Origin of the sequence: Dokdonella sp., from assembly GCF_036518555.1 — a bacterium.
Lineage (GTDB): Bacteria > Pseudomonadota > Gammaproteobacteria > Xanthomonadales > Rhodanobacteraceae > Dokdonella_A.
On the sequence record NZ_DATDMY010000238.1, the window covers coordinates 1 to 13,663 of the forward strand.

The following is a 13,663-nucleotide window of genomic DNA, read 5'->3' on the forward strand; positions in this document are numbered from 1 at the left end:
GCCGAGGCCGCGTTCGCCGTCGGCGAGCGCGCGCTGCAGCGCGGCGACGATCGCCTCCGCGGGCACCGCGTCGAGCACGTGCACGCGGCAACGCGACAGCAGTGCCGAGTTCAGCTCGAACGACGGGTTCTCGGTGGTCGCGCCGACGAACACGATCACGCCGCGCTCGATGAACGGGAGGAACGCGTCCTGTTGCAGCTTGTTGAACCGGTGCACCTCGTCGACGAACAGCACCGTGCGCGTGCCCTGCGCGTAGCGCACCTCCGCTTCCGCGAGCGCGGCACGCACCTCGGGCAGGCCCGACATCACGGCCGAGATCGCGCGGAACTCCGCATCGGCGTATCTCGCGAGAAGCAGCGCGAGCGTCGTCTTGCCGCAGCCGGGCGGCCCCCAGAGGATCATCGAGTGGACGCGGCCCGACTCGATCGCACGTCGCAGCGGCGTGTCCGGCGCGAGCAGGCGCGGCTGCCCCACGACCTCGTCGAGCGTTTGCGGCCGCATGCGCTCGGCGAGCGGCCGCTGGCCCGCACTGTCGTCGAACAAGGAACGCGCCGGAATCGTCTTGCGAGCCATGCGTGATGATACCCTGCGCGCGTTCGCGCTCTACAATGGTCACATTGCGGCACCCGCTTCGAGCACGGTGTCGCGCCCACGGAGAAGCCGCGATGAATCCATACCCGCGCCGGCATTGCCCCGGATTGACGCCCCTCGCGAAGTGCGTGCTTGCCGTGCTGGGCAGTGCATGCATGAGCCTCCCTGCGAGCAGCGGCACGCCGGACGGCGTGCCGCGGTCCAACCGGCCGGGTTCTCACGCGGTGCTCGCAGGTAGCCACAACCGCATGCGGGCGCAGCCCATCGACCACGGCCGCGCCGCGCTCGGCGGCGCCACATTGACGGTGACGACCTGCGACGACGCCGGCCCCGGAAGCCTGCGCGAAGCGATCGGCGTGGCTGCCGACGGCGACACGATCGACCTCACGCAGTTGACGTGCGCCGCGATCACATTGACGACCGGCCGCCTCGATGCGTCGGCCGCGACGCTCACGCTGGACGGTCCCGGAGAAGACGTGCTGGCCATCGACGGCGCAGGCGCGAGCTCGGTGCTGCATCACGGCGGCACGAGCCTCACGATCAACGGGCTCACCATCCGCAACGGCGCGGACGCGAACGGGTACGGCGGCTGCATCTTCGCGAGCGGCAACCTGCTCCTCAATGCGAGCACGGTCACCGGCTGCACGGCGGGCGACGGGTCGAATGCCAATGCCTACGGCGGTGCCATCGACGTGCTCGGCAACCTCACGATGATCGACAGCACGATCAGCGGCAGTACGGCCACCGGCACCGACCGCGCCGTCGGCGGCGGCGCGTACGCCGGCGGCTATCTCAACGCGATGCTCGGCAGCCGGATCAGCGGCAACCAGGCGATTTCGCAGGCGGGCTACGTGCGCGGCGGAGGCGCTTACGTGCGTGGCGCGGCCCTGCTCGACCTCCGCACGACGATCAGCGACAACCAGGCGGTGTCGACCACGGCCACGGCATACGGTGGTGGCCTGCAGATCCTCGGCGCCTCCGCCGCGATCCGCAACAGCACCATCAGCGGCAATACCGCTCACTCCGCGAGCGCGTGGGTCTACGGCGGTGGCATCAATCTCGGCCACGGGGGCGACGCGGAGCTCGATCGGGCGCTCGTGTTCTACATGAGCACGGTCAGCGGCAATACCGCGAGTTCGAATTGCACGTCGTGCTACATCAACGGCGGCGGCGCCAACGCGTTCGGATCGATCTACAGTTCGGGCAGCACGTTCCGCGACAACGTCGTCGCGGTGGATTCCGCCGCGAGCGGCAAGGCGGCCGGCGGCGGCCTGTCCGCCTACGCAGCAGCGGCCATCGACACGACCATCACGGCGATCAATTCCACGCTGTCGGGCAACTCCGCGGTCGGCGGCACCGCCGGTGACGGACTGGGCTTTGGCGGCGGCATCGCCGCGTTGACGGGCGCCCTCGTGCTGAAGAACAGCACGATCGCGTTCAACTCGGCGACGACGTCCGGCGGCGGGATCGCGATCGATGTGCAGCACGGCGCGAACGCGACGAGCTCGATGCTGGCCCGCAACGACGCTCCAGCCGCTGCGGACGCGGCGAAGATCGTCTACGGCGCCGGTACCGCCGTGCTCGCCGGGGACCACGATCTCGTCATGCAAGCGGGGGCCGACGTCGCGTTGCCGGCGGACACGATCGGCGTCGATCCGCTGCTGTCGCCGCTCGCCGCCAACGGTGGCCCGACCGCCACTCATGCGCTGGTCGCGTGCAGTCCGGCGATCGACGCGGGCAGCGATCCGGACGGCCTCAACGGCGACCAGCGCGGTGCACCATACCTGCGCGTCTTCGGCACCGCCGCCGACATCGGGGCTTTCGAATTGCAGCCAATTGCGGAGCGCGTGTTCGAGGACGGGTTCGATCCGTCGCCTTGCGGTTGAGGTGATCGGCGGCGGCGGCGCCGCCGCCACGTCGTGCGGGCGGCTTCGCCTTCCGCTCATGCGCGCCGTCGCATATCAGAACCACCAGCGCACACCGGCGACGACGCGCGCGTCGGACGCATCCGCGCCGTCGTCGCGCGCGAAGTCGGCACTGCGCCCGAACCGCCGCACCCATTCGACGCCGAGATAGGGTGCGAATTCACGCCGGATCTCGTATCGCAGGCGCACCCCGAACGCGACGTCCGACAGTCCGGCGCCGATGCCCGCGGCACGGTCGTCCTTGCCGTAGGCATCGAGTTCGACGCGCGGCTGGAGCACGAGGCGCTGGGTCAGCAGCGCTTCGTACTCGAGTTCGGCGCGCAGCGCCGTCCTGCCCTGCTCGCCGACATACGCGGTCGCATTCACCTCGAACCAGTACGGCGCGAGACCCTGGATGCCGAACGCGGCCCAGCTGCGGTCGGGCCCGTGCCCGACGTCGTGCCGAACGCCGACCTGCATGTCCCAGTACGGCGCGATCGCATGGCCCCAGAGCAGTTCGAGGTCGGCATGCTCGATGCGCCCCTGCATGCGCTCGCCTTCGCTGCGCAATGCGAGGCGATCGGCATCGCCGCCGTAGCTCGCGCGCGCGCTCCACGCGAGCGCGGTGCCCGCGTCGGTATCGGCCGCTTCGAAGCGGTCGAATGCGACGAGGCCATGGCGAGCGCGGTCATCCATGCCCATCACGTCGACCATGTCCGACGGCGACATCGCGCCCATCGCGTGCTCCGGCGGCGGCGGCGCGACGTGACCGGACGGTGGCATCGCAGCGACGTCGCGCGCGGGCGGATGGTGCGAATGCGCTGTCGCGTCCTTGGGTGGTTCCCGCCGCGCGCAGCGTCCGTCGCGTCGCGGAGTGGAAGCGTCCGGATGCGGGTCGGCACACGCGGGCTCTTCTCCGGCCTGCGGCGCGTGCCCGGGGCGAACGGCTGTTTCGGCCTGCGGCGCGTGCGCGTGCGCGTCGTGGACGGCCGGCATATCCTGCGCACGTGCGGCCGTGACGACGGCGAACAGCGCGACCGGCGCGAAGGCGAGGCGGTGCGTGCTCATGCGACGACCACCTCGCGGAACATGCCCGCTTCCATGTGATAGAGGAGGTGGCAGTGGTAGGCCCAGCGGCCGATCGCATCGGCGCTGACGCGATACGACACCTTCTGCGCCGGCTGCACGACGACGGTGTGCTTGCGCGCGAGGAATGCGCCGTCGGGCGATTCGAGCTCGCTCCACATGCCGTGCAGGTGGATCGGATGCGCCATCATCGTGTCGTTGACGAGCACGATGCGCACGCGCTCGCCGTGCTCGAGGCGCAGCGGCTCGGCGTCGGAGAACCTCCGCCCGTCGAAGCTCCACACGTAGCGTTCCATGTGGCCGGTCAGGTGCAGCTCGATCTCGCGGTCGACGTCGGTCGAGATCGGCGCCGTGACCGAATGCAGGTCGGCGTACGTGAGCACGCGTCGCCCGTTGTCGCGCAGGCCAACGCCGGGATCGTCGAGGTTCGTGCGCGGAGTGTCGACGCGCATGTCGACGAACGCGCCGAACTCGGCCGGCGCGTGATGCACGGCGGCCGCGGCGCCGCCGTGTCCCGTCGCCGCGTGATCCATGCCGGCCATCGACGCGCCGCAACCGCCCTCCATGCCCTTCATGCCGGGCATGCCGGGCATGCCATCGTCCATCGCGCCCATCATGTCGCCCATCGTGAGCAGCACGCGCGCATCGAGCGCCGGTATCTCGGCGACCATGCCCGCGCGCGGCGCAAGCGTGCCGCGCGCGTAGCCGGAGCGGTCCATCGCCTGCGCGAAGATCGTGTACGCGGCATCGTCCTGCGGCTCGACGATGACGTCGCACGTCTCGGCCGGCGCGAGGCGGAATTCGTCGACGCCGACCGGCTCGACGTCCTGGCCGTCGTGCGCGACGACGCGCAACCTCAAGCCGGGGATGCGCACGTCGAAGAAGGTCATCGCCGCTCCGTTGATGAAACGCAGCCGCACGCGCTCGCCGCGTTCGAACAGGCCGGTCCAGTTCGACGCGGGCGTCGTGCCGTTCATGAGATAGGTGTAGGTGCAGCCGGACACGTCGGCGAGATCGCTCGGGTTCATGCGCATCTGGTTCCACATGCGCCGTGCCGCCAGTGCCGCGGACACACCGTGCTGGCTCGCATCGCGCAGGAAGTCACCCGCGGTCGGCTTGCCGAAGTTGTAGTAGTCGCTGTGCTTCTTGAGCGTCGCGTAGATGCGCTCGGGATCCGTGTCGGTCCAGTCCGACAGCAGCACGACGTGCTCGCGCTCGGCCGGGAAGCGCTCGCCAGCACGCGGCTCCACGACGATCGGGCCGTACAGCCCGAGTTGTTCCTGGAAGCGCGAATGGCTGTGGTACCAGTACGTTCCGGCCTGATTGACGGTGAACCGGTACGTGTAGCTGTCGCCGGCCTCGATGCCCATGAACGACAGGCCGGGAACGCCATCCATGTCGGCCGGCAGCACGATGCCGTGCCAATGGATCGAGCTGCGCTCGGCGAGCGCGTTGCGCACGTGCAAGGTGACCGTGTCGCCTTCGCGCCAGCGCAGCAACGGGGCAGGCAGCGTGCGATTGACGACGACCGCGCGCCGCGCCTGGCCGGTGAAATCCACCGTCGTCGAACCGATCTCGAGATCGAAGCGCGTGCCCGAAAGCACGCCCTGGCTCGCACGCGCGCGCAGCGGCGAGAAGCCGCACGCGGCAAGCAGCGCGCCGCCGGCGACGCCCTGGACGAAACGCCGCCGCGACGGCAGTGCGGGAAGCCGGCCCTGGCCGGCAGGAAGAATTGGCATGACTGGGAATCCGGACGCTGCGCGCGGTGCATGCACCGCGCGGATAGGCCACGCGCATGCGGACGGCGACGCCGTCGCATGCGTCCTCTCGTCGGCGGAATCAGGCGATCGGCGGTCGCAGTGGCGGCGGATTCGCGAGTCCGGGCGCGCGCGCATCGGAGAGCGCGAGCGGCGACGCGGATGCGAGCGCGCGGCGCGCGCACGCGAGTGGAGCGACGGCACCGATGGCGTGGACGAACGCGCAGGCGCAGGCGACACGACAGCAACTGTCCGACGCATGGCCGTGCTTGGACGGCATCGCCATGCCTTCGTGGCCGCAGCCCTCGCCGGTTCCCGCCGACGCGGTCGCCGCCGCGGCCGCGTGCAGCGGTGCCGCCGCGGCGAGGTAGCCACCGAGCGCGAGCGCGATCGCGAACAGGCCGACGAGCACGCGCGCCGCGCGAACGCGCGCGAGAACGGACAGGCGGAGCCGACGGGTGGCGGAATCGTGCGTCACGGGGGAGAATGGTACGCGCCTGCTGCAAGCCCCGCAAAGCCCTCTCCCTGACGCCCGGCTCGCCCGATGAACTATCGCCACGGCTTCCACGCCGGCAACTTCGCCGACGTGTTCAAGCACGCCGCGTTGATCGGCCTGTTCGACGCGCTGCAGGCGAAGCCGGCGGCATTGTGCTATTTCGACACGCACGCGGGTCGCGCGCTGTACGACCTGCACGGCGAGCAGGCGCGCAGGACGCAGGAGCATGCCGGCGGCATCCAGCGCCTGATCGGCGCCGCAGGACTGCCGCGTGCGCTGCAGCGCTACGTCGACCTCGTGCGGGCGTTCCAGCCTGCGGACGCGACGGCCGGCATCGCGTTCTACCCCGGTTCGCCGCTGATCGCCCAGCGCCTCCTGCGCGACGACGACCGCGCGATCCTGTGCGAACTGCACGAGGAGGAAGCCGCCGCATTGCGCCTGGCCATGGGCGGCGACGGGCGCATCGCGATCCACCAGCGCGATGGCTACGTGGCCATGAAGGCCCTGCTGCCACCTGCGCAGAAGCGCGGGCTCGTGCTCCTCGATCCGCCGTTCGAGGCGCAAGGCGCGGAGTTCGAGCAGGTCGAGGCGGCACTCGAGAACGCGTGGACGCGATGGCCGAACGCGACCTACGCGATCTGGTACCCGATCAAGCTACGCGAGACGATCGTGCCGTTCCACCGCTGGCTGCGCGAGCACGCCGGTCGCGCCGAGGTGCTCGTCGCGGAGCTGCTGTTGCATCCGGACAATTCCGGCCTGCGCCTCAATGGCTGCGGCCTCGCGATCGTCAATCCACCGTGGCAGTTCGACCGCTTGCTCGGGGAATGGCTGCCCGCGCTGCAGGCGTTGCTCGCGCAGAGCCGCTACGGTTCATCGCGCGTCGATTGGATCAAGCGCGACTGATCCCGTGCGGCGGACATCGATCCCGCTGCCGAAGACGTCGCCGACCGCAGCGAGGGTTTCCCTCGGGCTCCTGCGGCTCCTCCTTCTCTCCCCGCTGGTGTACCTCATCACCGCGAGCAGGTCCGCCTCGATGCACTGCCCGCTTCGGGCGTGGGGACGGACCGGCGCATCGCGTATACGTCGTGCCTGGACCATGGCCGGGTGGGATATCGGTTCGCCGTCGGCGATCGACCCTTCCACAGCGAGGACGGCTGCTAAGCGCGCTTGGTCTCCGTCGCGGTCGGCGCGTTCGCCGATCCGGCATTTCCGCCCCCGCGCGCATCCGTCAGCGACAGCCGGCGCCATGCGTAGGTCAGCGTGCCGCGCGGCGCGCGCGTGTTCGGGAAGCACCCGCCCCGAGGTCGTGGGCCGAGGACAGCGACGCGAGAACGGCGAAGGCAGCGGGCTTTTCCGGGCGCTCGAGGCAAGGGTCGGCATCAGGGGGCCGTGACGTCGAACGTGACCGGCACGATCACGCGTGGATGCGCGTTGTCGCCGTTGTCGATGCACAGGTCCGCCGTATAGGTGCCCGGCGTGAGCGCGGTCGCGTCGAGCATGAGCGTGACGGCGTTCGCCTCGCCCGGCATCGCGGCACCGCCGCCGATGTCCCAGTGCAGCCACGGCACCGCATCGCGCACGTTGCATGGGCCGAGGCTCGCGATCGCGAACGCGCTGAGGCCGTTGGATCGGCCGTCCGGGCCGACGACGTCGACCGGCGTCGCGTGGCCGGTCGCGGTGTCGACCGTGTAGACGCTCTCGGCCTGCTGCGCGGCGTCGCCCGCGAGCAGGTAGAGCGTGCCGGTCGCGTCGTCGAAATCCATGTCCGCGCCCGCGACCTGGAAACCGAGCGGGCCGATCACGCTCGCGCGTGCGCTGTTGCGGTCGATCGCGACGAGGCTGCTGGTAACGCCGTCGATGCCGTAGAGCAGGCCTTCGGGACTCACCGCGATCGCCTGCACCTGGGTGCCGAACTGCGGATCGTCGATGCCGCCGATCGCACCGACGATCGACGATGCCCCCGTCGCGGGATCGATGCGCAGCAGGTGCGACGTGCGCCGCTCGAAGCCACCGAACGAAACCCCCCAGAAGCGGTTGCTGGTCGCGTCGTAGTGCATGCCGACCCAGTCCTCTTCGGGTGCGGGCGCGGTCCAGCCGATGTGCACGAACTGGTCGATGCAGGCGCAGTCGCTCGTCTGCACCGCGAGCAGCTCGTTCTGCCAGTGGTCGATCGCATGGACGACGCCGAAATCATTGCCCGCGAAGTCGGCCGCGGCGATGCGGCGCATGCCGTAGAACACCGGCACGATCGGATCCGGGTGGCGCACGTCGAACGTGACGAGCGGCGGATCGGTCGGCCACTGGTCGAACGCGTACGCGGGCAAGGCCGCTCCGAGCGGTCCGGGCCGCGGCGCCGTCGTCGCGCGTGCGGGCGCGCCGGTCGCTGCGGCGCCCATGCCCCAGCCGAGCGGCAAGGTGCCGACGTTGCCGATCGCGAGCGTCGCGGTCGCCGACGCCCCCGCGGTTGCGCTCGCCGAGATCGCAGCAGGCGTGACCTGGATGACCGGCTTGCCGACCGTGAGTTCGGCGCTCGCCGACGCCTCGTACGCGGCGACGGGTATCGGCGTGTAGCGCACGACCAGACCGTCCTGCAGGCGCGCCGCATTGCGCGAGTACGTGAGCGCGGGCTGTGCGCCCGAGTTGAGTCCGGCCGTCGCCCACAGGCCGTGGTCGTACTGCGGATCGCCGAACGACGTGTCTTGGTACTGGAAGTCGATCGTGCCGTCCGCCTCGTGCAGCACGAGTTCGAAGGTGACACCGTCCGGCGTCGCAGGGAAGCGCAGGTCGTCCTTCCACTCGACGACGAAGCGGCGGTCCGGGGCCTCGCCCAGCGTCTGTGCGTAAACCATGCCCGGCGACTGGAAGAATGTGTCCCACCATGGCAGCAGTGCCGGACCGAGCGTCGTCGCCGGCAGCGGCGACGGCGAATACGGCAGGTAGCCGGCATCGACGCCGAACAGCACGCCGCCGTTGATGCCCGCGGCGACGGTGTCGGCAGTGATGCCGTAGTACGTGAACGGAAAGCCGATCGGCACCGGCGCGGTCGCGTTGCGCGACGGATCGATCGCGAGCGGCGTTCCTGTCGCGGCGATCTCGTCGAAGGCGAACTCCGGGCCGCCCGCGCCGCCGCCGTCGAAGCCGTCGCCGAACACGCGGTCCGGATCGTTCTGCCCGACCGTGTAGTCGGGAGCGACCGGGAACGCGGTCCAGCGCGTCTGCAGCGCGGTCGACTCGAGCGCGGTCGCGATGCGGTTGTAGCGGACCGTTTCTCCGGGCGCTATCGCCTGTGGTTCGAGCACCTTGAAGCGACCGATATCGTCCTGCTCCGCGGTCACGAACGCGAGGGTTTCGCCGGTGTTGTTGGTGAGCGCATAGCAGTAGTTGACCTCGGTGCCGGTCATCACGCTGAGGCTCGCCTGGTCGCCGCACGCCCCGGGCGTGGTGTCGGTCGACAAGGTCAACGCGAGGTCGATGCCCGGCGTGCCGGCGACGGCCGATCCGGCGCACAGGGCGACGAGCGCAAAGGGGAATCGTCGGTTGATGAAAGCGTTCATGGCGTGTCGAAACCGTCGGAAAAGATGAGGTCGAGTCCGCTGCCTGCAACGTCGAGCGTGACCGGAACCGCGACCGTCGCGTGCGACGCATCGGAGGTCTGCACGCACAACGTTGCGGTGTAGGTGCCCGCGACGAGGCCGCTCGCGTCGACGCCGATCGTGACGTCCGCGCTGGCCGTGCCGGCGACGTCGCCACCCGCCGGTGTCGCCGCGAGCCAGGGCAGGTCGGTCGCCGTGTCGCACGCAGCCTTGCTCTCGCCGATCGCGAACGACAGCACGCTGCCCGCATCGCCGACGTTGCCGACGTGCAGCGTATCCGATGCGGCCGCGCCCGCCGCGAGCGTGAACGAGAACTGCAGCGGCGAAACCTGCGCGAGCGCCTGCGGAACGTCGCTGCAGCCGAACGACACGGTGTCGATCCACCAGCCGTTGCGCGCCGCGCTGACGTCGCTCGCGATGCGCCAGCGCAGGCGCACGGGCTGGCCGATCGCGGACGGCGGATAGTTCGCGCGCGTGGTGATCCAGCCGCCGCTGTCGCCGGTCCACGCGGCGCGCCCCGCGATCGCACTCGTGCCGATCATCGTGTCGGCGTAGCCGCCCTCGGAAAAACTGCCGCCTGCATCGACGAAGTCGACGTACGGCGCGCCTGCGATCGCAATCTCGAGCACGGCGCCGTCGTAGGTCGGCTCGAGGTCGTAATGCTGGCGGAACGCGAGCGTCGCACCTGCCAGCGGCACGAACGGCGGCGCCTCGAGCGTCGTGTCGGACGGGGACGACGGATCCGCCGCGAACGCCGCATTCGGGGCGCTGTCCGCCGCGTCGACGACGGTGAGCCAGGTGTTCGTGCCCTGCGCGGACGCGACGCTCCAGCCGGATGGCAGCGCGGGCGCGACGATGCCGTCGAATGCCTCGACGAGTGGCGTCGTGCACGTACCCGCGCCGGAATCGAACACGTAACCCGCGCCCGGCCAACCGTCCGCGCCGCTCGCGAACTCCGCGCCGATCAGCGCGGTGGTGCCGTCGAGCGCGGCACCGAGGCCGAACTCGGCGCCGTCGGACGCGTCGTCCGCGACGAGCTTGGCCTGCTGCGACCACGCGCCCCCCGTGCGCGTGAAGACATAGGCCGCGCCTGCGTTCTGCGCGGCGGCGAGGTCGGAGAAGAGCGACCCCGCGATCGCCACGCCGCCCGACAACGCGACCGAGGTGCCGAATCCGTCGCCGTTGAACGCGTCGCCCGCGACGAGCTTGCCCTGCTCGCTCCAGTCCGCACCGCTGCCCACGAACACGTACGCCGCGCCTTCGCCGGCCATGCCGTTGGACGACGCACCGATGATCGCCTGTCCCGCGTCGAGCGAGACCGCACCGCCGAATCCGTCCCAGGCTTCGCCGTCGCTGGCGACGAGGCGTGCGCGTTCGCCCCAGCTGCCGCCGGCGCGCGTGTAGACGTAGGCGGCGCCCTGCCCCTGGTTCGCCCCGACCGCCGCCGACACCGCGCCGACGAGCACGCTGTCGCCGCGCACGGACACCGCGCGACCGAACTGCACCCACGCGGCACCGTCGGACGCGGAGAGCTTCGACTCGAGGTTCCAGCCGCCGCCGAACCCGTAGACATAGGCGGCACCCTGGCTCATGTTGCCGTTCACCGCCGCGTTCTGCGCGCCGACGACGAGGGTGTCGCCGTCGATCGCGACCGCATTGCCGAAGCCGTCGAAGGCGGCGCCGTCCGTGGCGGCGAGCTTGGCCTGCTGCGTCCAGGTCGCGCCCGTGCGCTCGAAGACGTACGCCGCGCCTTGCCCGGCGGCGGCGCCGATCGCGGCGAAGCGCGCGCCGACGACGATGCGGTCGCCCGAGATCGCTAGCGCGAAGCCGAATTCGTCGCCCGCGGCGCCGTCGTCGGCGACGAGCCGGGCCTGCTGCGTCCAGGTGCCGCCGCTGCGCACGTAGACGAATGCGGCGCCCTGGCCGTCGTTCCCGCCGACGTCCGCGCCGGCCGCGCCGACGACCGCGGTGTCGCCGCTGATCGCGACCGCGCGCCCGGCATAGTCGTTGTTCGCGGCGACGTCGGCGAGCAGCTTCGCCTGTTGCGTCCAGCCGGCGCTGCCGGCGACGACGGCGCCGTGCGGCAACGCGGTCGGCGCCGCCGCAGCGAGCGATACGGCCAGCGACGCGGCGGCGAGCAGGGGCGCAAAGACGACGGCGCGCGTGCGGGCAAACGGATGGTGCAGCATCATTCCCTCCCGGTGTCGAAAGTGCCGCCGGCAGGCATGGCTTCGCGACGAGGAGCGTCGGCCGACGGCAAGGTTGCGACGTTCGCGCACCGCGAACTCGCCCGCACTCGAAAGCCGTTGCATTCGCGTTACGAAAAAATTTGGCTGGCACGCCAATCGCTTGCGTGTGCCGCCATGCGAAGTGAGTGCGGGCGCGCGTCGCCCGCCTTCGCTTTCAGGTGTCGGGCGGGCGCCGCAGCGCGGCCGGGATCGTTCGTTCGCCGGCGAGCTTCTCGACCTGGGCCAGCGCGCCGTACCATGGCGCGGCGGCACGCAGCTGATGGAACAACTCGAGCTGGAGCAGCGCGCAGCGGTAGTCGCGGTCGGCCCAGGCTGAAACGCGCCCGATCGTCGCCTGCGCGTCGGACTCGCTTCCGCGCGCGAGTTGCCAGCGCCCGTAGGCGTCGACCACGGCCACGACGTCATCGGCGACGCCGCCCGCATCGGCGTGCGCGAGTGCGCGCGCGAACGCGGCGTCGGCGCGGTCGGTGCGGCCGGCCGCCGCGTCCGTGACCGCCGCGGCAAGCGATTCGTAGGCAAGACTGCGCTCGTCGCCGCCCGTGGCCTCCGGGTCGAACGCGGCCTCCGCACCGCGCCCGAGCGCGACCAGCGCGCGACTGCGCGCGGCGTGGAACCACGCCCGCAAGATCGCGACGTCCGGCATGCGCTCGCCCGCGAGTGCGCTCGCGGCGATCGCTTCGGCGTCGGACCAGCGTCGCTCGTCGAGCGCGATCGACGCGCGCACGCGCGCGATGCGCAGCGCGGAATCCGCATTGCGCGAGCGCGGTTCCTGCATCGCTTCGCCGACGAGCACGCCGGCCTCGGCGCGCCGGCCGAGCGCGTACAGCACGTCGATGCGGTCGGCCGCCATCCGCATGCGCAGCTGCGGATCGCGCACGCGCGCCCGCAGCGTCCAGGCGCGGTCGCTGAGCGCGAGTGCGCCCGCGTGGTCGAGCACGCGTTCGCGGCAGGCGAGCAGCAGCGACAGCGTGTGCAGCCTCTCGTTGACCGCGTTGAAGCGCTCGAACACGCCGGCCGCCCGCTCGAGCGCCGGCTCCGCCGCGTCGATGCGACCCCGCTGCAACTCGAGCTCGCCCGCGACCATGTCGAGCCGCGCCTGCCCCGGCGCGTCGCCGGCCTGCTGCAGTTCGATGCGCGCGCGCGAAAGATCCTGCAGCGCCTCGGCGTAGCGTCCCTGCGCGGCGCGCGCGGCGCCGCGGCCACCGTAGGCCTGGCCGAGCTCGAGCGGGCGATGCCAGGCCTCGACTTCGGAAATCGCAGCCGAGAAGTCACGCTCCGACTGCGCGTAGTCGCCGCGATTGAGGTGGACCGTGCCGAGGCCGGTCAGCGCACCCGCGCGCAACGCGGGATCCTTCGGCGCGGGCTCGTCCTCGAGCAGCGAGGTGAGCGCTTGCGCGACCGCATCGAGGTTGCCGGCGCGGAAATCGACCTGCGCGAGCCGGTAGCGCAGTTGCGGCTCGGCCTGCACGAGCGCGGGCGCACGCAGGAGGATCGCGCGCGCGACTTCGAGCTGGTTCGCGAGCATCGCCGCGTTCGCGCGCTGCAACGTCTCGTCGAGCGCGGGGGCCGGTCCCGCCTCGTCCGGCGCGAGCCGGCCGAGGCGCACGAGCAGGCGGTCGCCCGCGACACGCAGGGTCGGCAGCGCGTCGCGTCCGTCCGCATCCACCGCGATCGGCTCGCCGTGCGCGGAGCGCGCGCGCAGGACGACGTGCCAGCCCTGCGCCGTGACGGCCGCCGTGCCGTCGACGAGCAGGTCGACCCCGGTCGCCGCGCGCAGGCGCGCATCCTCGTCGGCGTCGCCGCCTGCATGCAGCGCAGCCAGCACGGCCTCGCTCGGCGGCACGCGCAGGCCGCCTGCGCGCAGGCGCGTCGCGAGTGCGTCCATGCCGCCGAGCCGCAGCCAGTCCTGCGGCGGCGTCGCGGTGTCCTCGAGCGGACGCTCGAGCGCCCCGGGCGACGGCGCGTCGTTCTGCAAAGGCGCGTTCGT

The 13,663-nt window shown here is 71.5% G+C and carries 9 protein-coding genes; 2 read left to right on the top strand and 7 right to left on the bottom strand.

All coding sequences use genetic code 11. The features are described 5' to 3' along the window. The coding region (locus VI238_RS13080; RefSeq protein ID WP_414650067.1) for an AAA family ATPase at positions 1-573 on the bottom strand (573 nt) is incomplete at its 3' end. Between the two features lie 173 nt (positions 574-746). On the opposite strand from VI238_RS13080, the gene VI238_RS13085 reads away from it, so the two are divergent. After that, complete coding sequence (locus VI238_RS13085) at positions 747-2,477, top strand: choice-of-anchor Q domain-containing protein (protein WP_331652054.1); 1,731 nt, start codon at positions 747-749, stop codon at positions 2,475-2,477. 75 nt (positions 2,478-2,552) lie between these two features. Here VI238_RS13085 and VI238_RS13090 read toward each other — a convergent pair whose 3' ends face one another. The 3 genes from VI238_RS13090 to VI238_RS13100 all read right to left on the bottom strand — a co-directional run bounded on the left by VI238_RS13090 (position 2,553) and on the right by VI238_RS13100 (position 5,816). Further along, positions 2,553-3,233, bottom strand: coding sequence for a copper resistance protein B (locus VI238_RS13090; RefSeq protein ID WP_331652056.1), 681 nt, complete (start codon positions 3,231-3,233; stop codon positions 2,553-2,555). Between the two features lie 326 nt (positions 3,234-3,559). After that, positions 3,560-5,320, bottom strand: a complete 1,761-nt coding sequence (locus VI238_RS13095) for a copper resistance system multicopper oxidase (protein WP_331652058.1) — start codon at positions 5,318-5,320, stop codon at positions 3,560-3,562. A gap of 100 nt (positions 5,321-5,420) precedes the next feature. Further along, positions 5,421-5,816: a hypothetical protein gene (locus VI238_RS13100; protein WP_331652060.1), complete on the bottom strand. Its 396-nt coding sequence runs from the start codon at positions 5,814-5,816 to the stop codon at positions 5,421-5,423. 66 nt (positions 5,817-5,882) lie between these two features. Between VI238_RS13100 and VI238_RS13105 the strand changes: the two genes are divergently transcribed. Continuing rightward, positions 5,883-6,737 (top strand): 23S rRNA (adenine(2030)-N(6))-methyltransferase RlmJ, encoded by an 855-nt coding sequence (locus VI238_RS13105; protein ID WP_331652062.1) that lies wholly within the window; start codon positions 5,883-5,885, stop codon positions 6,735-6,737. Positions 6,738-7,213: 476 nt separating this feature from the next. Here VI238_RS13105 and VI238_RS13110 read toward each other — a convergent pair whose 3' ends face one another. The 3 genes from VI238_RS13110 to VI238_RS13120 all read right to left on the bottom strand — a co-directional run. Next, the gene (locus VI238_RS13110; protein ID WP_331652064.1) at positions 7,214-9,388 is read right to left on the bottom strand and encodes a hypothetical protein; all 2,175 of its coding nucleotides are present in this window, start codon (positions 9,386-9,388) and stop codon (positions 7,214-7,216) included. Continuing rightward, a complete protein-coding gene (locus VI238_RS13115) occupies positions 9,385-11,616 on the bottom strand; it encodes a hypothetical protein (protein ID WP_331652066.1) in 2,232 nt (743 codons plus the stop codon). Before VI238_RS13115 ends, VI238_RS13110 begins: the two co-directional genes overlap by 4 nt. A gap of 214 nt (positions 11,617-11,830) precedes the next feature. Next, a partial coding sequence (locus tag VI238_RS13120; RefSeq protein WP_331652068.1) for a hypothetical protein occupies positions 11,831-13,663 on the bottom strand: 1,833 nt, incomplete at its 5' end.